Annotated in this window: 21 protein-coding genes; 12 read left to right on the plus strand and 9 right to left on the minus strand. The window is 53.2% G+C overall.

Annotated features, from left to right (window positions below; all coding sequences use genetic code 11):
* The first annotated feature begins 107 nt into the window (after window positions 1–107).
* Window positions 108–1,055 carry a thioredoxin-disulfide reductase gene (gene trxB, locus ACLD72_RS29995; RefSeq protein ID WP_411002818.1) on the plus strand — a complete coding sequence of 316 codons (948 nt, stop codon included), beginning with the start codon at window positions 108–110 and terminating at the stop codon, window positions 1,053–1,055.
* Window positions 1,056–1,830: 775 nt separating this feature from the next.
* On the opposite strand, the gene ACLD72_RS30000 is transcribed toward trxB, so the two are convergent.
* Window positions 1,831–2,589: an MBL fold metallo-hydrolase gene (locus tag ACLD72_RS30000; protein WP_411002819.1), complete on the minus strand. Its 759-nt coding sequence runs from the start codon at window positions 2,587–2,589 to the stop codon at window positions 1,831–1,833.
* Window positions 2,590–2,720: 131 nt separating this feature from the next.
* Here ACLD72_RS30000 and ACLD72_RS30005 point away from each other — a divergent pair, with 131 nt between their 5' ends.
* Window positions 2,721–3,155: an Lrp/AsnC family transcriptional regulator gene (locus ACLD72_RS30005; protein WP_411002862.1), complete on the plus strand. Its 435-nt coding sequence runs from the start codon at window positions 2,721–2,723 to the stop codon at window positions 3,153–3,155.
* Window positions 3,156–3,338: 183 nt separating this feature from the next.
* On the opposite strand, the gene ACLD72_RS30010 is transcribed toward ACLD72_RS30005, so the two are convergent.
* From ACLD72_RS30010 to ACLD72_RS30030, 5 genes are read right to left on the minus strand one after another with little or no spacing between them, the layout of a single operon-like run.
* Complete coding sequence (locus ACLD72_RS30010; RefSeq protein ID WP_411002820.1) at window positions 3,339–4,073, minus strand: ABC transporter permease; 735 nt, start codon at window positions 4,071–4,073, stop codon at window positions 3,339–3,341.
* A 1-nt stretch (window position 4,074) separates the two neighbouring features.
* Complete coding sequence (locus ACLD72_RS30015; protein ID WP_411002821.1) at window positions 4,075–4,791, minus strand: ABC transporter permease; 717 nt, start codon at window positions 4,789–4,791, stop codon at window positions 4,075–4,077.
* The gene (locus ACLD72_RS30020; RefSeq protein WP_411002822.1) at window positions 4,788–5,702 is read right to left on the minus strand and encodes an ABC transporter ATP-binding protein; all 915 of its coding nucleotides are present in this window, start codon (window positions 5,700–5,702) and stop codon (window positions 4,788–4,790) included. The genes ACLD72_RS30015 and ACLD72_RS30020 overlap by 4 nt, the downstream gene beginning before the upstream one ends.
* Window positions 5,703–5,762: 60 nt before the next feature.
* Entirely contained in the window at window positions 5,763–7,181 is a 1,419-nt protein-coding gene (locus tag ACLD72_RS30025) for an ATP-binding protein (protein WP_411002823.1), read from the minus strand.
* The gene (locus ACLD72_RS30030) at window positions 7,178–7,855 is read right to left on the minus strand and encodes a response regulator transcription factor (RefSeq protein ID WP_411002824.1); all 678 of its coding nucleotides are present in this window, start codon (window positions 7,853–7,855) and stop codon (window positions 7,178–7,180) included. Before ACLD72_RS30030 ends, ACLD72_RS30025 begins: the two co-directional genes overlap by 4 nt.
* A 188-nt stretch (window positions 7,856–8,043) precedes the next feature.
* Between ACLD72_RS30030 and ACLD72_RS30035 the strand changes: the two genes are divergently transcribed.
* From ACLD72_RS30035 to ACLD72_RS30065, 7 genes are all read left to right on the plus strand, one after another.
* On the plus strand, window positions 8,044–9,348 hold the full coding sequence (locus ACLD72_RS30035) for a DUF438 domain-containing protein (protein ID WP_411002825.1): 1,305 nt from the start codon (window positions 8,044–8,046) through the stop codon (window positions 9,346–9,348).
* Between the two features lie 802 nt (window positions 9,349–10,150).
* A complete protein-coding gene (locus ACLD72_RS30040) occupies window positions 10,151–11,101 on the plus strand; it encodes an ROK family glucokinase (RefSeq protein WP_128631018.1) in 951 nt (316 codons plus the stop codon).
* A gap of 72 nt (window positions 11,102–11,173) precedes the next feature.
* The gene (rapZ, locus tag ACLD72_RS30045; RefSeq protein WP_251593723.1) at window positions 11,174–12,067 is read left to right on the plus strand and encodes an RNase adapter RapZ; all 894 of its coding nucleotides are present in this window, start codon (window positions 11,174–11,176) and stop codon (window positions 12,065–12,067) included.
* Window positions 12,068–12,157: 90 nt separating this feature from the next.
* The gene (locus ACLD72_RS30050; protein WP_411002863.1) at window positions 12,158–13,102 is read left to right on the plus strand and encodes a gluconeogenesis factor YvcK family protein; all 945 of its coding nucleotides are present in this window, start codon (window positions 12,158–12,160) and stop codon (window positions 13,100–13,102) included.
* A 5-nt stretch (window positions 13,103–13,107) separates the two neighbouring features.
* Window positions 13,108–14,037, plus strand: coding sequence for a DNA-binding protein WhiA (gene whiA / locus ACLD72_RS30055; protein ID WP_411002826.1), 930 nt, complete (start codon window positions 13,108–13,110; stop codon window positions 14,035–14,037).
* A 107-nt stretch (window positions 14,038–14,144) separates the two neighbouring features.
* Window positions 14,145–14,414: an HPr family phosphocarrier protein gene (locus tag ACLD72_RS30060; protein ID WP_036627138.1), complete on the plus strand. Its 270-nt coding sequence runs from the start codon at window positions 14,145–14,147 to the stop codon at window positions 14,412–14,414.
* Window positions 14,415–14,942: 528 nt separating this feature from the next.
* Window positions 14,943–15,704, plus strand: a complete 762-nt coding sequence (locus tag ACLD72_RS30065; protein ID WP_411002827.1) for an SIMPL domain-containing protein — start codon at window positions 14,943–14,945, stop codon at window positions 15,702–15,704.
* A gap of 61 nt (window positions 15,705–15,765) precedes the next feature.
* On the opposite strand, the gene ACLD72_RS30070 is transcribed toward ACLD72_RS30065, so the two are convergent.
* The 3 genes from ACLD72_RS30070 to ACLD72_RS30080 all read right to left on the minus strand — a co-directional run bounded on the left by ACLD72_RS30070 (window position 15,766) and on the right by ACLD72_RS30080 (window position 17,034).
* Entirely contained in the window at window positions 15,766–16,083 is a 318-nt protein-coding gene (locus ACLD72_RS30070; RefSeq protein WP_328271466.1) for a helix-turn-helix domain-containing protein, read from the minus strand.
* 6 nt (window positions 16,084–16,089) lie between these two features.
* Complete coding sequence (locus tag ACLD72_RS30075) at window positions 16,090–16,566, minus strand: hypothetical protein (RefSeq protein WP_411002828.1); 477 nt, start codon at window positions 16,564–16,566, stop codon at window positions 16,090–16,092.
* Window positions 16,567–16,854: 288 nt separating this feature from the next.
* Window positions 16,855–17,034: a ribbon-helix-helix protein, CopG family gene (locus ACLD72_RS30080; RefSeq protein ID WP_458476481.1), complete on the minus strand. Its 180-nt coding sequence runs from the start codon at window positions 17,032–17,034 to the stop codon at window positions 16,855–16,857.
* A gap of 518 nt (window positions 17,035–17,552) precedes the next feature.
* On the opposite strand from ACLD72_RS30080, the gene ACLD72_RS30085 reads away from it, so the two are divergent.
* The 3 genes from ACLD72_RS30085 to ACLD72_RS30095 are packed head-to-tail and all read left to right on the plus strand — an operon-like array spanning window position 17,553 to window position 20,181.
* The gene (locus ACLD72_RS30085; protein ID WP_411002830.1) at window positions 17,553–18,152 is read left to right on the plus strand and encodes a hypothetical protein; all 600 of its coding nucleotides are present in this window, start codon (window positions 17,553–17,555) and stop codon (window positions 18,150–18,152) included.
* Window positions 18,149–19,561: a contractile injection system protein, VgrG/Pvc8 family gene (locus ACLD72_RS30090; protein WP_411002831.1), complete on the plus strand. Its 1,413-nt coding sequence runs from the start codon at window positions 18,149–18,151 to the stop codon at window positions 19,559–19,561. The genes ACLD72_RS30085 and ACLD72_RS30090 overlap by 4 nt, the downstream gene beginning before the upstream one ends.
* Window positions 19,558–20,181 (plus strand): hypothetical protein, encoded by a 624-nt coding sequence (locus tag ACLD72_RS30095; RefSeq protein WP_411002832.1) that lies wholly within the window; start codon window positions 19,558–19,560, stop codon window positions 20,179–20,181. Before ACLD72_RS30090 ends, ACLD72_RS30095 begins: the two co-directional genes overlap by 4 nt.

The raw sequence follows: 20,181 nt of genomic DNA on the forward strand, positions 1-20,181 counted from the left end.
GCCGGTCCAACTTGGGGAAAACTTGTAATGGCGAATCAATGGCATGTATGGCAAGCATGACGGATTGATTTTTTATTTCTAAGGGAACCAAGGAGGTAGACGAAGATATGCGTAAAACGATGGTGATCGGCACCGGTCCGGCCGGACTGACGGCGGCGATTTATTTGGCGCGGGCCAACCTGAGTCCTGTCGTGATTGAAGGGACGCAGCCGGGAGGGCAGCTGACCACGACGACGGAGGTGGAGAACTTCCCCGGTTTTCCGGAGGGCATCATGGGGCCGGAGCTGATGGACAATATGCGCAAGCAAGCGGAACGCTTTGGCGCCGAATTCCGAAACGGCTGGGTGGAGCAGGTCGATTTCTCGAAACGTCCGTTTAAAGTGAAGCTCGAAGGCGGGGAAGAGCTAGAGGCGGAGTCGGTCATTATCTCCACGGGCGCTTCGGCCAAATATTTGGGCATCCCGGGCGAACAGGACAATGTCGGGCGCGGCGTTAGCACCTGCGCGACTTGTGACGGATTTTTTTTCCGCGGTAAAAAAATCATCGTCGTAGGCGGCGGCGACTCTGCAATGGAGGAAGCGAATTTCCTGACCCGGTTTGCCACTGAGGTGACGGTGGTGCATCGGCGGGCGGAGCTGCGCGCTTCGAAAATCATGCAGGATCGGGCCAGGGGCAACGGGAAGATCAGCTGGTCGCTGGATCGGACGCCGCTTGAAGTGGTCACGGACGAGACCGGGATCGTGAAGGGGCTGAAGGTGCGCAACAACGCGGCCGGCCAGGAGGAGCTGGTGGAGGCGCAGGGGGTGTTTGTGGCGATCGGCCATACGCCGAACACGAAGTTCCTGGGCGGGGCGATCGAAACCGATGATCACGGCTACATAGTGGTGAAGCCAGGAACGACGGAAACGAACGTGCCGGGCGTGTTCGCCTGCGGCGATGTCCAGGACATGCGCTACCGCCAGGCGATTACGGCGGCGGGCTCGGGCTGCATGGCCGCGATGGACTGCGAGAAGTTCCTCGAAGGCAGCATGGTGCACGATTGGAGCGGGAACTAGGAGAAGCGAGATGTAAGAAAAGCGGAAATTAAGAAGAGTGAAATTAAGAAAAGTGAAATTTAAGAAGAGCGGGATTTAAGAAGAGGCGCCATTAGGCGTCTTTTTTGATCTTGTAGAATTTGTAAAATTTTGGTCGTGGTAGAGGACGATGTGCAGGTAGAAAGGGGAGGAGAAGAGGACGTGGGGGCTAAGGGACACCAGAGCCGTTATTTGCGGAAAAACGGAGGTTTGCAAAATGTAACGGACACAGATGCACTTATTTACCTCAAATCGGCGTGAATGAGCGGGTTTAGAGCGAAATAGGGCCGCCTGTGTCGTTTAGGCTGGGAAATACCCGGGAAATGGGCGGATAAGGTCGCTGGTGTCCGTTAGAGCAGCGTCCAAAGTCTTGGAATGGCCTCCAATCGCTCCAAAGTAGAAGTCAGAGCCATTAAAGGACGCCGTCAGGCGTTTTTCCTACGTGGATAAACCGGGGAGTAGTAGAAGGAGAGGCGACTTGACTGGATCAAGTGCAAAAGTGCATTCTATTTGCGGTAAATTACTAATTTAGGGCGGTTGAAATGCAAAAGTGCATCTGATTTGAGGCTTTTCGATAAAAAAGGGTGTTTTGGCCGGAAATGAACTGCAGTTTTGCATTTGATGAACCATTTTTGGGGCATATGGGCGCATACGAACTGCACTTTTGCATTTCGTGGGGGTGAGGGGCTTCTTGCGCATAACCTCTGGTTACCAAGGACCTGGCCGTTATGGCCAGGTCCTTCTCAATAGCTGTCTGTTACACCCATTGCCCGTCTGCGGGGATTGTCACGCGTTGCAGCAAGTCTTCGGCTTCGAGGCGCCGCCGAAGATCGCTGCGGGTCACAAGGCAGTGGTTAATTGCCTCCATGTGCACGGCGATGACCTGCGTGTCGCAGTTGTAGCGGCATAACTCGAGGATTTGCCCGGCGTCCATTGTAATTGGCCCCCCGACGTTAAACCGCGCTCCTCCGGCGTTGACGATCGAGATATCCGGATGATGCCGATCCAACGCCTGCTTCACCTCATCGCACCAAATCGTGTCTCCGGCCAAGTATAGAGAAGGTTCGTCAGGGGCCCGGAACACAAAGCCCGATACGCGGCCCATCCGCTGTCCGATTTCACCGGTCCCGTGCCTGCCGCCTGTGCGCGTTAGGGAGACTCCGGCGCCTTCCAGCTCCAGCCGATCCTGAATAGCCGTTACCCGGGTAAATCCGCTGGAGCGCAAGGCTTCTTCATCTCCCGGCTGGCAGAGGACAGGGATGTCCTTGGGCAGCTTTTCCGCGGAAGCTTCGTCCCAGTGATCGGGATGCAGATGCGTGACGATAACGGCGTCGAGGTCGGGACGAAGCCAATGCTCAACCGGCTGGGGCAGCGGAACGAGCGGATTGCGCCGCTCGTTTGCCGTATTGTCGATCGGCGGTTTGGAGCCGGCGTCGCCCAGCATCGGATCGATCAAAAACCGGCGATTTGCGTATTCAAGCCATAGGGTAGCGTGACGGACTAACTGCAATTTCATCAAAAACACCTCTTATTTCCCCAAGGGTTATTTGTTACAATTCCATTGTAAAGGAGCGCGAGCAGGCTACCCATAACCTGATGAAAGTATATGGTGCGGGGCGCTTTCGCGATGAAAGGAATGATGGGATGATGACGGCAGCAACTCCGGAACTGGATGAAACGGATTTGCAAATATTGCGGATTTTGCTTGAGGATGCGAGTTTATCTTTTAAAGATATCGGCCGTTCGGTGCATCTGACCGGTCAGGCCATCGGCGCCCGGGTTCGCCGGCTGCAGGACCTCGGCGTGATCGAAGGGTACACCCTGCGCTGGAATCCGGAGCGGATCGGCCTTGCGGTCCATGCTTTTATTACGGTATTTATGGCTTCGGGCTCGACCCATTCCAAGTTTCAGCGGTTCGTCGCCGAAAACGGCAGCATTGCCGAAGCGCACCGGGTCGGCGGGGAGGGCTGTTACCTCTTGCGGGTACAGGTTGGCACGCAGGCCGCTTTAAATGAGCTGCTGAACAGCTTGCTGGTATTTGGCAATTACAAGCTCAGTCTGTCGATTGAACGTTTAAAGTAACAAATAAGCCGAAAAAATCTTCCTGGCCATGTGGTGTGGCCGGGAAGATTTTTTTATGGAGGAAGGTATGGTATGGAGAAGCAAGCTGGCGTGTGCTAACACCTCAGCAGGTCTGTCATAAGATCGCCGCAGCAGGTCTGTCAGTAAAAGTGCTGAGTAAGGTTGCCGTTTAAGAGGCCGCTCTCAGACGGCTTTCCGGCGGAAATACAGCATGCCCGCGGTGAGAAAAATCAGGAAGCTGCCCAGCACGGTGATAAGCAGGTTTTCTATGGGCAAATTAAACGCGCCGTAATCGGCTTCCCCTTTCGGCATCATCGCCAGCACCGGCTGGGTCCAAGGGTAAAAGGGGGCGATTTTGTCCGAGTAGACGATCAGCAGGCTCGGAATCGTCAGCGAGACGTTGACGGCGAGCGGGGCGGCAAAGCTGGACCAGACCAGCGAGACGCCGAGCTGCAGCGCCACCAGCGGCAAGCAGGCGACCAGGCCGCCGATGAGGCTTACGGCGATCATGCTCCAGGGAATCGGCCAAACGAGGCCCTGTACCTGGGAGACGATCAGCAGCATGATCAGAAATAGCAGCTGAGTCCCGGCCAATAATGAAATCACAACGGTAAATTTTGCCATATATACGGCCGGGCGCGAAACGGGCAGGACAAGCAGTTGCTTCCAGCCGCCGCCGGTATGCTCGTAGCGGCAGATGAAAGAAGCAAACAACCCGGCCATGATCGGCAGGAACAGCAAGCCGTGCAGCATGGACATCCCGCCAAGGAGCGCCGGCCAGGCCGCGGCCCCGTCCGGCAGATTCATCGTAAGGCCGATCAGGGTGGACAGCACGGGGCTGGCGAGCAATACCAGCCAAAGGCGGGAACGCGACATTTTGAGCCGTTCCGCGGCAAGCACGTTGAGAAACGTCTTCATGTCAATCCACATCCTTTCGGTTGAAATGAACAAGTCCGGCCAGCAAAATCACCGCACCGATGGCGATGCCTAACGCCACGAACCATTCCCGGTGCGGACCTTCGTACCCGAATACCGGCCAGTTGAGGGGAAACCATTCGGAAAGGTCCAGCGTGAACGGGGAGACGAGCGACAAAACCACGCCAAGCGAAACGGGCAGCGACGGGTTGCGGTAAGTGAGCGAAAGCCAGAGCTGCAATGCGAGCAAGGGCAGCGCCGCAAACAGCGGGAAAAAACCGATTCGCGCCAAATCTGCCAGCGGCATCCCGCTTGGGGCAAAGCCAAAGGCCAGGCCGAGGATCGCCGTAGCGATGGGCAGCAAAATGCAGGAAACGGACAGCAGCAGCAAACAGAGCAGAAACTTGGCGCCAAATACGGCTGTACGGGAAACCGGCAAGGCCAGCAGCTGTTTCCAGGAGCTTAGTTGATGCTCTACATTCGCCACCAGGGAACTGACCAGCGTGCAGCCGAGAAACAGGGCGATCGGGACGAACTCGGAAATGTTTTTTAACAGGCCGCCCCAAGGGTCGTCGGCGTATTTTTTCATCAAATAGTCGAAGCGGAGTCCGAAATTCAGCGCCTGCATGGCCACCAGCCCGAGCGGTGCGAGAAAGATCAGGAGCCATATGCCTTTGCGGCGGATTTTCAGAAAGTCCGCCGACAATGCGCGCAGCATCATAGGGAGCTTCCCTCCCCGACGATCCGCATAAAGATGTCCTCCAGGGACTTTTTCTTTTGCTCGACCCGGTAGACGGCGTGTCCGTTCTCCACCAGGGCTTTCACCAAACGGGCGACCTGCGCGTCCGGCAGGCCGGGGAACTTGAGCGTATCGTCCTGCAGCTTCCCTACCGTCCCCAAATCGCGGGCGATCCACAGGGCCGCGTCGGGCTCGGAGACGACCAGCTCCATATCGTGGGCCGTAGTGAGTCGCAGGTTGTCGATGGTATCCTGGAACACCATCTGGCCCTGACGGATAATGCCTACCGTATTCGCCATCAGCTCCATTTCCCCGAGCAGGTGGCTGGAGACGAGCACGGTGATGCCGTACTGCTTCGGCATGTTTTTGATCAGCTCGCGGATTTCGTGGATCCCGGTCGGGTCAAGGCCATTCGTCGGCTCGTCCAAAATAAGCAGCTCGGGGCTGCCCAGCAGGGCGGCGGCGATGCCAAGCCGCTGCTTCATGCCGAGCGAGAAGCCCTTGACCGGGCGGCGCGCTTCGCCGCGCAGCGAGACGATGTCGAGCACTTCGTCGATGCGCGATTTCGGCACCTCCAGAATGCGGCGGATGGCCTCAAGATTGTCGATCGCGCTTAGGTGTCCATAGTAAGACGGCGACTCCACCAGCGAACCGATGCGGCGCAAAATCGCCAGTTTGTCCTTGCGCAGGTCTTTGCCGAACATGTGGATCATACCGGCCGTTGGCTGAATCAGTCCGAGGAGCATCCGGATCGTTGTCGTTTTCCCGGCCCCGTTGGGCCCAAGGAAACCGTAGATGTCGCCTTTGGCGATTTTCAGACTTAAATTGTCCACCGCGGCGCGGCCGCGGTATTTTTTCGTTAAACCTTCCGTTTGAATGATCAGTTCATCCACGTTTTATCACCTCGGGATAAATCATACTGCGATGAGTTTAAACGGGAAGGTGGGGCAAGTTTAAGTTTTGTTTAAAAGTTGCGGAAGCGGCCGGCCGGGAAAAATGTATACGTGTGTCCCCGCGCTGGAAGACTCCGTCTCCCGCACCAGGCCCATTTCCCGGAGCAGCAGGTCGACGATTTGCAGGCCAAGTCCGGCCCCTCCGGAGGGCGACTCGGCGTTCATGCCGGGGCCGCGGTCGCTGATGGCCAGGGCGATGGCCTCCCTGCGCGGCTGCAAGGAGATGCCGACATAACCGCCGGAGCGGGCGTACCGCACCAGGTTCTGGAACAGGTTGTCCAGTACGCGGCGGAAACCCTGCGCATCGACGTTCCAGTATAAAGGCTGATCCGGCAGCTCGATGTCGGCGGCGATGCCTTCTTTTTCCCAAAGCGGATACCAGGCCGCCGCGCTTTCCCGCACGAGCCGCAGGACATCGAGTTTTTCCGGCGACATCGCGTACCTCCCGGAGGAGAGCAGGCTGTAGGACAGCAAATGATCCATCAGGCCGGACAGGTCGCTTAACTTGGCTTCCATCAGGGCCAGAGATTGCCGGCCTTGTTCGGTCAAAGGCTCCTTGCGCAGCGTATACAGATGGCCTCCCAGCACGGTCAGCGGCGTCCGCAGATCATGCGACAGCTGGCTGATCAGGTTTTTGCGCAGCTCCTCCTCCGCGTGCTCCCGCTGTCGGCTGTCTTGAAGCTCGTACACCATATGGTTGAACGCTTGCTCAAGCCGGCCGATTTCGTCCGGCCGCCCTTCCTCGATCGGGGACGGCAGCCCGGCGGGCCCGGTTTGCGTCATCCCGGCTTCCAGGCGCAGCAGTCTTTTGCGGATATCGCGAAAAAACAAATACGACAGCAGCACGAAAATGGCCAGCATGATCCCAAGGAACACGCCGTAAAACCGGCCGTCGTTCCGCTCCGATAGGTCTCTCGTCATGAATTTGCGCGGGAGCTCGAACACCATAAACCCCTGCTTGGCTTGTTCGTCCCCGCCAATAAAGGCCACAACGGTAAACGGGTCGGCATTGATCCGCTTTTTCATGAAGGCGATGGTATCTTCCAGGGTCCACTTTGCCGGCACATTCGCTTGCTTGGGGATTTGCCGCCGGGTTGTCCCGGACGAATCCACCCAGTACAGCGCGGCGTCGGGGTATTGCTCTTTCCATGCTTCGAGCCGGGCGTCGATCGTCTCCGGGGCCGCATCCCGCAGCGCGGCTGCTTCCTTGTGCCAGGCCGTTTCAATATCGAGTCCGCTGCCGTAATAGGGGCGTGTAGATTCACCGGTATGCGCAGGATACAGCAAAATGTTGACGCCCCAGCTAGCCATGAAGCTGAGCGGAATGAGCACGGGAATGAATACGAAGGCCAGCATCAAGATCAGGATGTATTTGTTCAGCAGCGATTTTCTGTATTTTCGAATGGGGTGCAGCTTCATGCTCTCACCCGGTAGCCGATGCCGCGGACCGTCTCGATGACTTGGGGATTGGCCGGGTCGCGTTCCAGCTTCTCGCGCAGGTGGCGGATATGGACCATCAGGGTTTTATCCCCGTCGAAATACGGTTCGCCCCAGACGGCCTCGTAAATTTGTTCCTTGGTCATAATCTGCCCGAGATGGCGGAGCAGATAGGTGAAAATGTGAAACTGCTTGCCGGTCAGAACGATTTCCTCGCCGGTGTCCTCGTTGATGATCCGGTTTTCTTTTTCATACACAAGCAGATGTTTGAGCTTCAGCGTTTCTTCGGCCGGGCTGCCGCTGCGGCGCAGCAGCACTTCGATCCGGGCGGCCAGCTCATCCGGGTGAAACGGCTTGGTCAAATAATCGTCCGCGAACCGCAACCCCTGCAGCTTGTCGTCGATCGAGGTGCGCGCGGATAACATCAGCACCGGCAGGTTCGGAAACCGCTCTTTGAGCCGGCTGCCGACGGTGAAGCCGTCGAGCCCCGGCAGCATCACGTCGAGAATGACGAGCTGGCAGTCTTCGGCTTGCTCCAACGCCCGCTCCCCGCTGGTCAGCCAGGTGACTTTAAAGCCTCGTTCCTGCAGGTTTTGGCTAACCCATTTTCCGATTTCAACATCATCTTCTATGTATAGTAAATTGGCATTTGGCATCGAAACCCCTCCTGTCTCTATTGTGGCAAAATCGCTCCGAAAAAGAAACATCGTTACTCTTTTAGCGGTTTGTGATTTGAGTCACAAGGGTTGGCTTGGCCGCGTGTTACTTTTTAGTTGTGAGAATGTTTATCACTAAAATTTGAAACAGCCAGGCTGATTTAAATAAAGAAGAGGAGGAACCGGAGATGAGCGAGTTGATCAATAACCGGGAATACGCCGCGAACGGGGGGGAGGGCGAGCCGGAGCAGCGCCGCCGGCAGGAACTGCTGAAGCAAATCATTAAAGAGCTGCATCAGGGGAAAAGCGTGGAGGAAGTAAAGGCGCGGTTTGAAGAAGCGGTCGGCGATGTGACGGTCGCGGAAATATCGGCGATGGAGCATGCCTTGATGGAAGAGGAAGGCATTCCGGTGGAGGAGGTGCAGCGTCTTTGCTCGGTGCATACGGCGATTTTTAAAGGCTCGATCGAGGAAATCCACCGCTCGGCGAAACCGGAGGAGCAGCCTGGCCATCCCGTGCATACCTTCAAGCTGGAAAACCGCGAGGTTGAGCGGCTGGTCAATTTCAAGCTGCAGCTCCATCTCGATAAATTCCGGAAGGAGGATAAGGAGGAGCTTGTTTTTAAACTGCTGGACGATTTGAACCTGCTGCTGGATCTGGACAAACATTACAGCCGCAAGGAAAACTTGCTGTTCCCTTATCTGGAGAAGTACGGGATCTACGGGCCGACCAAGGTGATGTGGGGCGTCGATGACGGTATCCGCGCCATGATCAAGGAAACCAAAGCCAAGCTGGCGAACGGGAGCGCTGATAAAGAGACGGTTTGCATCGACCTGGAGCGGATCATCAAGGAAGTAAATGAAATGATCTTTAAGGAAGAAAATATTTTGCTCCCGATGGCTCTGGAGAAGCTGACCGAAGACGAATGGGTCAAAATCGCCCAGGAAAGCGATGTGATCGGGTATTGTTTGACGGCGCCCGAGCAGGAATGGGTCCCGGAAAGGGTACCGCTGGAGTCCGGTGACGGCGGGGCCGGGGAAGGCGGTCCGGAGGGCGGCGCGTTGGCGGAGCAGGGACATGGCGTGCCGCAGGGATTTGTCAAATTCGACACCGGCATCCTGTCCATGGAGCAGCTGGAAGCGGTGATGAACCATTTGCCGGTTGACCTGACGTTTATCGACGAGAACGACGTTGTCCGGTACTTTTCCCATGGTAAAGAGCGGATTTTTGCCCGGACTAAAGCCGTGATCGGCCGCACCGTGCAAAACTGCCACCCGCCGCAAAGCGTACATGTGGTCAACGAACTGCTGGCGGATTTTAAGGCCGGGCGTAAAGACGCCGAGGATTTTTGGATCCCGATCAAAGACAAGTTCGTATATATCCGGTATTTTGCGGTGAGAAGCGAAGACGGGCGTTACCTGGGCACGTTGGAGTTTACGCAAAACATCGCCCCGATCCGCGCTTTGGAAGGGCAAAAACGGATTTTGTCCTAAAGCCGCCTTGGGTAAGGTTTGTTCATAATAGCTTGACGATGAAGCCCTGACGTTTCGCCTTCGCGAATGCCGGGGCTTTTTGGTTAGAGGGGAGCAGGCGGCCTGCAGATTTATGGAGGTGAAGGGGGCCGTGGAAGTCGTGGGACGGTAAAAAAGGGCCCAACCTCGAAATCGGCGCTTGACTACAAGGTTAACCGGCCAATTCATTTAGTTGGAATAAATGGTTCGGCATCCCGAGGCTTCGGTATTTCGCTAATATAGAATTTATAAAATTCCGGACATGGTAGAGGGTGCTGCGCAGGTAGAGCGGGGGGAGAAGATGGAATCTGGAGGCTAAGGGACACCAGAGCCGTTATTTTGTGGAAAAACGGAGGATTGCAAAATGTAGCGGACACAGAAGCCCTTATTTAGTTCAAATCGTCCTGGATGAACTGGTTTAGAGCGAAATAAGGTCATGTGTGTCCGTTAGGCTGGGAAATACCGGGGAAATGGGCGGATAAGGTCGCTGGTGTCCGTTAGAGCAGCGTCCTAAGTTTAGGTAGAGCCTCCAATCGCTTCAAAGTAGAAGTTAGAGCCACTAAAGGACGCCGTCAGGCGTTTTTCTTAAGTACAATCCCCCGGTTTCCATGAGCTATGTCACACCGAAATCCCTTGTCTCGACGGGGCTTTGGCGTTTCTTGCCTTCACTTGACCGAAAGGGAGGGTTCGCTTATAGTTGGTACGTAGGAGTATACTACGGGCGCGGCATGCGCGTACCCGTTGTTCTGGCAGCATATTATTTATGATAAAGGTGGCTTGTGAAATGTCTGAAAAAATCTACATTGGTGTTGACCTGGGCGGTACGGCCATAAAAGTCGGCATTTGCAATGAAGAAGGACAGCTCCTTCATACCTATGAAGGCCCGACGGAAACGGAAAAAGGCGCCGATACGATCGTAGCCAACATTGAGCGTTATGTCCGGCTGATCGTGGAACAGTCTCCGTTCTCCTGGGATCAGGTGGCCGGTGTCGGCGCTGGGGTCGCCGGGTTTACGAACGTCCGCGAAGGCATCATTATTCTGGCGCCGAATGTAGGTTTGAGGGATTTCCATATTCGCGAGATTTTGGAACAGCGACTGGGCAAGCCGATCAAAATAGACAACGATGCCAACGTGGCGGCGCTGGGCGAAGCCTGGGGCGGCGCGGGGAAAGGCGTCGACAACTGCGTTTGCTATACGCTGGGAACCGGCGTTGGCGGCGGCATCATCATCGACGGTAAAATTTATCAAGGCTTCTCCGGCATGGCCGGCGAGCTGGGACATATGTCGGTCGTTCCCGACCTGGAAGCGATCGGTTGCGGCTGTGGCCAAATGGGCTGCCTGGAGACGGTCTCCTCGGCCACCGGGATTATCCGCATGGCCAAGGACGCCGTAGCCCGCGGCGACCTCACCTCGCTGGCGCAGGTGGAGAATATCATGGCCAAGGACGTGTTTGACGCGGCCAAGGCCGGCGACGAAGCAGCGATCCGCATCGTCAACCGCGCCGCTTTCTATCTGGGCAAATCGCTGGCGGCCGTGGCCGTGGTGCTCAATCCGGAGCTGTTTATCATCGGCGGCGGGGTGTCCAAGGCGGGCGATATTCTGTTTAACGAAATCCGCAGCGTATTTGCCAAGCTGACGCCGGAGCCGGTGCAGCGGGGAATGAGAATCGTCCCGGCCACCTTGGGGAACGATGCCGGCATGGTTGGCGCCGCCGGCCTGTTCCTGCGTTCTTAAGCGGATTTGGTTGTTAAGCCGATATAGATTATAGGATTTCAGGATATGGAGAATTTGCGGGAGGGAATAACGATGCCGGATATTGAAACGAGTCCAGTTGCCAACCTGATCATTATTACGGGCATGTCGGGTGCGGGAAAGTCGCTTGCCGTACGGAGTTTGGAGGATCTCGGTTTTTTCTGCGTAGACAATCTGCCTCCGGTTCTGATTCCTAAATTCGCTGAATTGATTGAGCAATCCAAAGGGAAAATCGCCAAGGTGGCGCTTGTGATTGACCTGCGCGGACGGGAGTTTTTTACAGCGCTTGAAGAGTCGCTTGGTTACATTCGAAACCACTTCACCATCAAGTGCGAAATCCTATTTTTGGATGCCACCGATTCGGTTCTCGTCCAAAGATACAAGGAGAGCCGCCGCCGCCACCCGCTGGCGCCGGAAGGCATGCCGCTCGACGGGATCAAGCTGGAGCGCAAGATGCTGAATGAGCTGCGGATGTCGGCTACCCAGGTGATCGATACCAGCAACATGAAGCCTGCCCAGCTAAAAGAGAAGATCATTTCCCGATTCTCCCACCTGGAGAGCAGCAATTTATCCGTCAACATTACTTCGTTTGGATTTAAATACGGCATCCCGATCGACGCCGACCTGGTGTTCGACGTCCGCTTTTTGCCCAATCCGCATTACATTGAGCAGCTTCGCCCACACACGGGACGAGACAGCGACGTATATGAATATGTTATGAAGTGGCCGGAGACGCAGCAGTTTTTGAGCAAGCTGCTCGATATGCTGCATTTCCTCCTGCCGCAATACCACAAAGAGGGCAAAAGCCAGATCATCATCGCGATCGGCTGTACCGGCGGTAAACACCGTTCGGTGGCGATCGCCGAATATTTGGGCCGGATGCTCGGAACCAGTGAAACGGAGACGGTTCGCGTGAGCCACCGGGACGAAGGACGGGATCGGCATTAAGAGAGCTCCCACTGGCGTGGACTCAAGTTAAGAGGTGAACCATTAGTGATACATCGGGCCAAGGAAGAAAGGGTCCCGCGGATCGTCGTGATGGGCGGGGGAACCGGTCTATCCGTCATGCTTCGCGGATTGAAGGAGAAACCGCTCGATATCACGGCTATCGTAACCGTAGCCGACGATGGAGGCAGCTCGGGAATTCTGAGAAACGAGCTGCAGATGCCGCCGCCGGGCGATATTCGCAACGTATTGACAGCGCTGGCCGACGTTGAACCGCTGCTGTCGGATATGCTCAACTACCGGTTTGCGGCCGGTTCGGGACTAGCCGGGCACAGCCTGGGCAATCTAATCTTAGCGGCGATTACGGACATTTCCGGCGATTTCGTGACAGCGGTCCGCGAACTCAGCCGCGTATTTGCCGTACGCGGGCGCGTGCTGCCCGCCGCCGGCCAGGCCGTCGTGCTGCATGCGGAGATGGAAGACGGAACGATCGTCACCGGCGAATCGAAAATTCCCGAAGTCCGGGGGAAAATCAAGCGTATTTTCCTGGAGCCGGAAGAAGTGGAGCCGCTGCCTGAGGCGGTCGAAGCGATCCGAGAGGCGGACGCTATTTTGATCGGACCGGGAAGCTTGTACACCAGCATTATTCCGAATTTGCTCGTGCCGAAGCTGGCGGAGGCGATATTGGAAAATACATCGGCGATCAAAATATTTATATGCAACGTCATGACCCAGCCGGGGGAAACGGACGATTATACGGTGAGCGATCATCTGCAGGCGGTCTACAACCATGTCGGCAAGCACTTATTCGATTATGTCATCGTCAACGACGGGGAAATTCCAGCGCAGGTGCAGGATTTTTACGCCGAAAAAGGGGCTAAACCGGTACAAGTCGACTGGGATAACGTCACCGGTCAAGGCTACAAGGTCATTGCGGACACGCTGGTGCTGTTCCGCCGATATTTGCGGCATGATGCCGACAAATTAAGCCATCATATATATCAACTGGTCCAGGACTGGATTTTGCGAAAGAGGTGAGTCCCTTGTCATTTGCGGCGCAAACGAAAAAAGAGCTGACCATGGTCGAAGGCCCCGCTTGCTGTGAGCAGGCCGAGTTATCGGCGCTGATCCGGATGAACGGTTCGGTCCAGGTCTCCAACAAAAAGGTCGTGCTGGACATCTCGACCGAAAACGCCGCGATCGCAAGGCGAATTTATTCTTTGCTTAAGAAGCATTTTCAAATTCACACCGAGCTGCTCGTGCGCAAAAAAATGCGCCTCAAGAAAAACAATGTGTACATCGTGCGGATTCCCGGGCGTGTGGAAGAAATTTTGAATGAGCTGAAAATCGTTTCCGAAGGATTTGTTTTCACGCCGGGGATTAATCCGGAGCTCACCCGGAAAAACTGTTGTAAGCGGGCTTATCTGCGCGGGGCGTTTATGGCCGGCGGATCGGTTAACAATCCGGAAGGCTCCTCCTACCACTTGGAGATCGCCTCCATGTATGAGGAACACTGCAAAGCCCTGGTCGAGTTGGCTAACGAGTTCCATTTGAACGCGCGCTGCATCGAACGGAAAAAAGGCTTTATCCTGTACATCAAGGAAGGCGAGAAGATCATCGAGCTGCTCAGCATCATCGGGGCTCACCAGGCGCTGTTCAAGTTTGAGGATGTGCGGATCATGCGCGACATGCGCAACTCGGTCAATCGTATCGTCAATTGCGAAACCGCGAATCTGAACAAAACGATCGGCGCCGCCGTTCGTCAGATCGACAACATCAAGCTGCTGGAAAAGGAAGTGGGCCTGGAAAATTTGCCGGATAAGCTGCGCGAAGTCGCCGAAGTCCGTTTGGCCCATCCCGATATGAACTTGAAAGAAGTGGGCGAGCTGCTGAAAGGAACGGTCAGCAAGTCCGGAGTAAACCACCGGTTGCGCAAAATTGACGAACTGGCGGAAAAAATTCGCGGGGGCTAAAGCGGTTTTGCTAGTGTGTTGCACGTTGTGTATGATATAATGATATAAATTATAATGACCACGAATTTGTAACGTGATGATTGAATTCGTATAGGGGGTAAGTTTTCATGGTTAGAAACCCGGTTACCGTTCGTTTGAAAACGGGACTGCACGCTCGGCCGGCTGCGCTTTTCGTTCAGGAAGCGAATAAATATTCTTCGGAAATTTTCGTTGAAAAAGACGATAAAAAAGTGAACGCCAAGAGCATCATGGGGATTATGAGTTTGGCCATCAGCACCGGAACTGAAATTTACATTAGTGCCGAAGGCGCGGATGCAGAACAGGCTGCAAACGCTTTAATCAATTTGGTCAGCAAAGAGGAATTGGAAAATCAGTAATCACCGGATTTTCTTCGGAAACAAAAGGATGGTTCCGCTCGCGAAGCGGATTCATCCTTTTTTTGTCGTTGCGTTGGAAATCGGCGCTTGGCCACAAGTTCAGCAGGTCAACCCGTTCGTTTGGAGCTAACGGAAGTTGGGCATCCGGACTTTCAATTTTTCGCTAACGGTTGTAATGGCGCTTATTTAGCCAAAAAGCCGGGATTCCAATTTCTAACGGTTGTAATCACGCTTATTCGGGCGAAAAGGGCTCGAATCCGCAGCAAAAAGGCAAAATAAGCTCTGCCGCAACCGTTAAATTTATTTCCCCCTGCATTTTAACGAAATAACGGCGATCACAACCGTTAGAATGTCGGCCTCGCTCGACCTCGTTTAAAGGAGCTGCACTTATATCCGCAAAAGTAAGGGCTTTCAATTCAAAGGGCCGCCGGAACAAAATTTATTTGACAGTTATTCTTATTTGCTGCAACATTTGTCCGCGGGGCGCGTTTAGTAGTTAAATTCAACCAACATTGGAGGTCATAAGTTATGAAAATGTGGTTAAAGCCTGCTGCGTCCATTTTGATTGCCGGTTCTTTGCTGATGGGAGGGGCATACGTCAACGGTTCATGGGGGTTGGCCGGAACGGCCAATGCCGCCGAGAGCAGTATTCAAACCAACGTAGTCAGCGTCCGAGGAGAAGGCGAAATTACCGTGAAGCCGGATGTGGCCTATTTGTCCGTCGGCGTCGTCACCAAAGCGAAAACAGCTCAGGAAGCGCAAAAAACGAATGGTGAGAAAGCCGCCAAACTGACCAAACTGCTCAAGGAAACTTGGGGCATTAACGAAAAAGACATCCAAACCGGCCAATTCTCGGTCCGCCCGGATTATACGTATAACGATAAAACGGGAGCGGAATCCATCAGCGGGTATACGGCCCGTTATTCGCTGGATGTGACCTACCGCAACCTGGATAAGGTGGGAGAGCTCCTGGATGCGGCTTCCGCTGCGGGGGCCAATCAAATCGACGACATTCGCTTTGGCACCGAGAAACCGGAGCAATACGAAGAGCAAGTCATCCAAAAAGCGATGGCCGATGCAAGCCGGAAAGCGGGCATCCTTACCAAAGCCGCCGGCCGCACGTTGGGCCAGGCGGTAAGCATCAGCCTGGAAAACGCCAGCACGCCGAGCATTTCGGTGCAGTACAAGGCGGTTAACGAGGCTGCCATGGACAGCGCGGGAAGTACGCCCGTAGAAGCAGGAGAAATCGAAGTGCGGACAACGGTGAACGTGGTTTATGAGATGAAGTAAGGCTGCGATAGCTGGAGCCGCCTCCGTGTGTTTGATGGAGGCGGTTCCTTTTTTAGATAAATTAGATGCCTACAATCTGCTTCCCTGCGGCGTCTTCGCGATATTCCGGATTGATATTGGAAAGGCCGAGGGCTTTGAACACCTTGTTAATCGTTCCCATTTTCACGCCTTCATGTGCGGCTTCAATCTGGGAGATTCTAGCCTGGGTGGTATCGGCTCTTTCGGCAAGTTGTTTTTGTGTCCAGCCTAGCTGCAGCCGGCGAGCCATAACGAGGTCGCCAATAACCACCGAAAAAGAGGATAAGTATTCTTTAACTTCCGGGATTTGGCTGGCTTCGTCCATGAATTCCGCAAAATCCTGACCTAATTTTTTAGTCATGAGGGTTCACCCTTTCAAGAGATGAATGTACTTGCTCGGGTTCTGATTAAAGTCAGGCAACATGGCTTTGGTTTCCTGAACGATCGCTTCAAAGTCGGGCGATGCTGTACTTTGCTTAATGACAGAGCGAGTAAACACCAATATTTGATTGCCTATATGCTCAAACGGGAAGAAAATAGCTCTATACGCCCCGGTGCGTCGGGGTTTGTTCACTCTAAGCTCTAATAACGGCTGATGGTACACTAACTCTTTCACTGGATCTACCAAGGTGAATGGAAAGCCACTATCATCATTGGCGATTAAAGTTTGTCCTATCGAACCTGGAATACCGTGACGCTGGATAAAATTTAATGCCCGTGCAATTCGAGCTAGTAGCCAAACGGCGTCCGAATCTCCAGTAGCTGCTTGCTGCCGAAGTTGCATTAAGTGATCCAGCACTGGCTGCTTACCATTTTCATCAAACGCAAATTCAATGTATGCCATGAATATACCACACGTGATATAAATAAGCAATATCGCGTGAATTCTCCTTCCCTTGTTCTGAAAACATGAGTTGAAGCAAGGCTGCGATAACTGGAGCTACCTCCGTGTGTTTGCCGGAGGCAGCTCCATTTTAAATAAATCTCTTGGTAAATACAGGCTTTAATCTTGCTTATGCACAAGCTCCGTCTCTCCGGTCATCACTTCATTCATGATCCATAAGGCGTTTATATTCCCGTCAAAAAGTTCTTCCGAAATGCTTTTCATATGTCAAGAGTGCGCCGCTTCTTTTTATTTTTTGAGGTCGTCATGGATCTTATGGATACCTTTTCGGATGATTTCTGAACGTGAAGTATTTAACTTTTTTGCGCTGTCATCCAGTTTTTCCAATGTAATCTTATCTACCCGAACACGCAGCATAGTATCCATAGGATTGTCCGTTTTTGGCCCCGGTTTCTTTTTAGCTACCAACATATCACCTCCAATTCGTAGCTACAAGATAAATATAGATCTGTAGCTACGAATTGTTAATTTGATTTTAAATATATATTGGAAAATTTTATGACAAAAAACAACCATCCATTCTTTCTTGGTCCATATGTATGAAATGCAATTAAACGAATGATTCGGGAAATGGATGTAAAGTTAGTTGTACGATTTGCAATTAATGGTCAGCGCCCAGCCGGTCAAGTACTTTTGCCCGCCATCTGAAAGGGCGAAATAAATAGGCCGCAGTGGTTTGCAGCTTTGTCAAGGCTAAGATTTTATTCGTACTCCGTCTGTAGAATTTCAAAAAAGATCGGAATCCATATAAAGTCTAAATCACGCTAACTCCGGAGCGGAAGCTTCGTCGGTCAGGGTGATTTTTTTGCTATTTGGGGTTATTTGTATGGTCCTGGGTTAATTTACCGGAGGATATTTCCGAAATATAGGGATAGATGGTCTAATTTCACAAAATTGATGCTTCGGAAGTAGAAGGAGGAAAAGGGATGTCGTTTATGGATGAAAAGATTACCCAACTGATCAATGAGGTGGAGCAATCCATGGTTCCCCGCTCGATTACGGACGGACCGGTAAAAATCGGCAAGCGGTATTATGAATTTACGCTGCAGTCTTTTTATGAGGATAAACTTTCCCTCTACCTTCCTGCTGACTTTGAAGAGATGCCCCAGGAATTCCGCTCCATCAAGTATCCGTATGAGCAGCGGCCCGAAATTATAAGAAGCGACGAGGCGGGGGCCGTAAACTTTACGCTGAATCGGGTCAAAGTTGACCTCAAAGATGAGATGGTCGAAGAGCTCACAGCAGACATGAAAACGATGATTCAAAAATCGAATCCTTCCCATATTTTCTATAACAGCGGGTTAGAGACCGTCGGCGGGAAAACGTTGGGATACTTTGAGTTCAAAAATATGGTGATTGACGGTGCCCTGTTTAATATCATGTATTTCCTGGAATTTGCCGGCAAGATCCTGATGGGAACTTTTTGCTGCCGGTATGAGGACTACCCGGATTGGCGAGATATCGCATATCAGGCCGTTCGCAGCATTACGGTCAAGGCGGAGGATGAGGGAGGGGCGCGAGTATGAGTGAAGCGGTTTATACGTCGGCCCATATCGTGGTGTCCCATTACAAGTTCGAGAGAATTACGGAGCTCGTCATCCATAAACCGATGAATGACCATGGGAAGCTTCTCCTCAGCGGCATTATTTCCGAAGACCTGAAGGATAAGTACATAGAACAAGCGGAGGCCAGCGATACCATTCAGGTGGCGGTTCAGGATCAGGACAAACCAATCACGCTGTTTTACGGGGTCATTACAAATATTTCCGTTCAGGCCGCTAGGGGAGTAAGAAGCATTACCATAGAGGCGCATAGTCTCTCCGCCCTGATGGACATTCGCAAGCAGACCCGATCTTTTCAGAACAAAACGTTAACGTATAAAAGTTTATTCCACCGCTTGATCGCAAGCTATCCCGATTCGGACCTCATCGATGAAGCGTCTCAAGGCAAAACCATCGGCGGATTGCTGGTTCAATACCAAGAGACCGACTGGGCGTTTTTGCGGAGATTGGCTTCGCATTTTCATGCTTCTCTGGTTCCGGTTAGCTCCCAGCCTGGCGTTAAGCTGTATGTGGGAGTGCCGGGCGGCGATAATCCCCGGAAGCTGGATGAATATAACTACTCCATGAAAAAAAATTTGCAAGACTACAAACTGAAGTCCGAGAACGGTGTCGAGGATATTTCGGAGCAAGACAGCATCTGTTACACGGTAGCCAGCCACAAGCTGCTGGAGTTGGGCGATGCCGTAACGTTTCAGGGACGGACATGGTATGTCGGCCGGGTGGAGACGAAGCTGGAGAACGGCGTGCTGAGCAGTTTATATGATTTAAAAGATGCCAAAGGCTTGCGCTGCCGCACGGAATATTCTTATGCGCTTGCGGGAACGTCGTTATTTGGAACGATCCTTGACGTGTCCAAAGATAAGGTGAAGGTGAAGCTGCATATCGATCAGAATCAGCCGGTAAATGAAGCCATGTGGTTTGCTTATTCGACGGTTTATTCCTCACCGGACGGGAGCGGCTGGTATTGCATGCCGGAAGTAGGGGACGAGGTGCGGCTTTATTTTCCGGATGAGCAGGAGAAACATGCTTTTGCTGCAAGCTCAGTCGATACGGATTCGGCAAATCCGCAAAAACGAAGCGATCCGGCGGTGAAGAGCATCAGCACCAAATACGGAAAAGAAATTGTGTTTAAACCCGGTGCGGTTGAAATTATCGGCGGAGGCCAACTGCTGATGAGGCTCACCGACGAAGGCGGGATCGAAATTAACAGCGACAAGAAAATTTCGCTATCGGCCATGGAGGATATTGAAATTACCGGCGGCGCCAAGATTCTGATTCAAGGGGAGTCGGGTATTGAATTCATTCAAGGGAACACGTCGCTGAAAGTGGAGGACGAGGTGACGTTTACCGGGGGCCGGGTGAATATCAAATGAGTTCGGTCATGAGCCGTGAAGAGGCGTTGGGTTTGTTTTTGGAGAATCATGTGCTGGATCGTTGGCAGGGAGACTTGGAGACGATTTCAGAGACCTTTATTCAAAATCAAGATTCCATTAAAGCGGGATTCGCCGGCGTTATGGACGCGGTTTGCCGAAAGGGCGCCGGGTTTCAAGATACGGGAGTGAAGGGAGAAATCCAGTTTATCTACCTTTCTATACTGCGTACAAGTGTAAAAGAGCATCAGGCTGACTACCGGATCGACCTTTATGATGAACGCTGGTTTTTTGATCCAGTGGAATGTTCTTTGAATTGGCAGGCCGAGTTCATTTTCGCTCCATTATTTCACAGAATGCGGGAGCTGGACCAGCTCAAATCAAGCTATGCCCGGAAAGTATCGTCAATGGACATTGAGCGGATTTTGCAAATGGAAGCGGCGCGTTATCATCTGGTCGCTATCGAGTTTATGCGAAGTATGGTTCCGGCGGTTCTCGATTGTGAAGGCTACAAGCGGCTGGCGAAGAAGCCAAATCTTTGCATCTTTGCGGGAGAATATCGGGATCGCAGCGAGATCATTTACGGGCAGCCGGAAGCCGGACAAGCAGGGGACGCGGAGTAG

The organism is Paenibacillus lacisediminis (assembly GCF_046567315.2).

What these genes read in the sequence shown, in the direction of transcription:
- trxB (WP_411002818.1), top strand. Translation starts at nt 108, where the DNA reads ATGCGTAAAACGATGGTGATCGGCACCGGTCCGGCCGGACTGACGGCG.
- ACLD72_RS30000 (WP_411002819.1), bottom strand. Translation starts at nt 2,589, where the DNA reads ATGAAATTGCAGTTAGTCCGTCACGCTACCCTATGGCTTGAATACGCA.
- ACLD72_RS30005 (WP_411002862.1), top strand. Translation starts at nt 2,721, where the DNA reads ATGACGGCAGCAACTCCGGAACTGGATGAAACGGATTTGCAAATATTG.
- ACLD72_RS30010 (WP_411002820.1), bottom strand. Translation starts at nt 4,073, where the DNA reads ATGAAGACGTTTCTCAACGTGCTTGCCGCGGAACGGCTCAAAATGTCG.
- ACLD72_RS30015 (WP_411002821.1), bottom strand. Translation starts at nt 4,791, where the DNA reads ATGATGCTGCGCGCATTGTCGGCGGACTTTCTGAAAATCCGCCGCAAA.
- ACLD72_RS30025 (WP_411002823.1), bottom strand. Translation starts at nt 7,181, where the DNA reads ATGAAGCTGCACCCCATTCGAAAATACAGAAAATCGCTGCTGAACAAA.
- ACLD72_RS30030 (WP_411002824.1), bottom strand. Translation starts at nt 7,855, where the DNA reads ATGCCAAATGCCAATTTACTATACATAGAAGATGATGTTGAAATCGGA.
- ACLD72_RS30035 (WP_411002825.1), top strand. Translation starts at nt 8,044, where the DNA reads ATGAGCGAGTTGATCAATAACCGGGAATACGCCGCGAACGGGGGGGAG.
- ACLD72_RS30040 (WP_128631018.1), top strand. Translation starts at nt 10,151, where the DNA reads ATGTCTGAAAAAATCTACATTGGTGTTGACCTGGGCGGTACGGCCATA.
- rapZ (WP_251593723.1), top strand. Translation starts at nt 11,174, where the DNA reads ATGCCGGATATTGAAACGAGTCCAGTTGCCAACCTGATCATTATTACG.
- ACLD72_RS30050 (WP_411002863.1), top strand. Translation starts at nt 12,158, where the DNA reads ATGGGCGGGGGAACCGGTCTATCCGTCATGCTTCGCGGATTGAAGGAG.
- ACLD72_RS30060 (WP_036627138.1), top strand. Translation starts at nt 14,145, where the DNA reads ATGGTTAGAAACCCGGTTACCGTTCGTTTGAAAACGGGACTGCACGCT.
- ACLD72_RS30065 (WP_411002827.1), top strand. Translation starts at nt 14,943, where the DNA reads ATGAAAATGTGGTTAAAGCCTGCTGCGTCCATTTTGATTGCCGGTTCT.
- ACLD72_RS30070 (WP_328271466.1), bottom strand. Translation starts at nt 16,083, where the DNA reads ATGACTAAAAAATTAGGTCAGGATTTTGCGGAATTCATGGACGAAGCC.
- ACLD72_RS30075 (WP_411002828.1), bottom strand. Translation starts at nt 16,566, where the DNA reads ATGGCATACATTGAATTTGCGTTTGATGAAAATGGTAAGCAGCCAGTG.
- ACLD72_RS30085 (WP_411002830.1), top strand. Translation starts at nt 17,553, where the DNA reads ATGTCGTTTATGGATGAAAAGATTACCCAACTGATCAATGAGGTGGAG.
- ACLD72_RS30090 (WP_411002831.1), top strand. Translation starts at nt 18,149, where the DNA reads ATGAGTGAAGCGGTTTATACGTCGGCCCATATCGTGGTGTCCCATTAC.
- ACLD72_RS30095 (WP_411002832.1), top strand. Translation starts at nt 19,558, where the DNA reads ATGAGTTCGGTCATGAGCCGTGAAGAGGCGTTGGGTTTGTTTTTGGAG.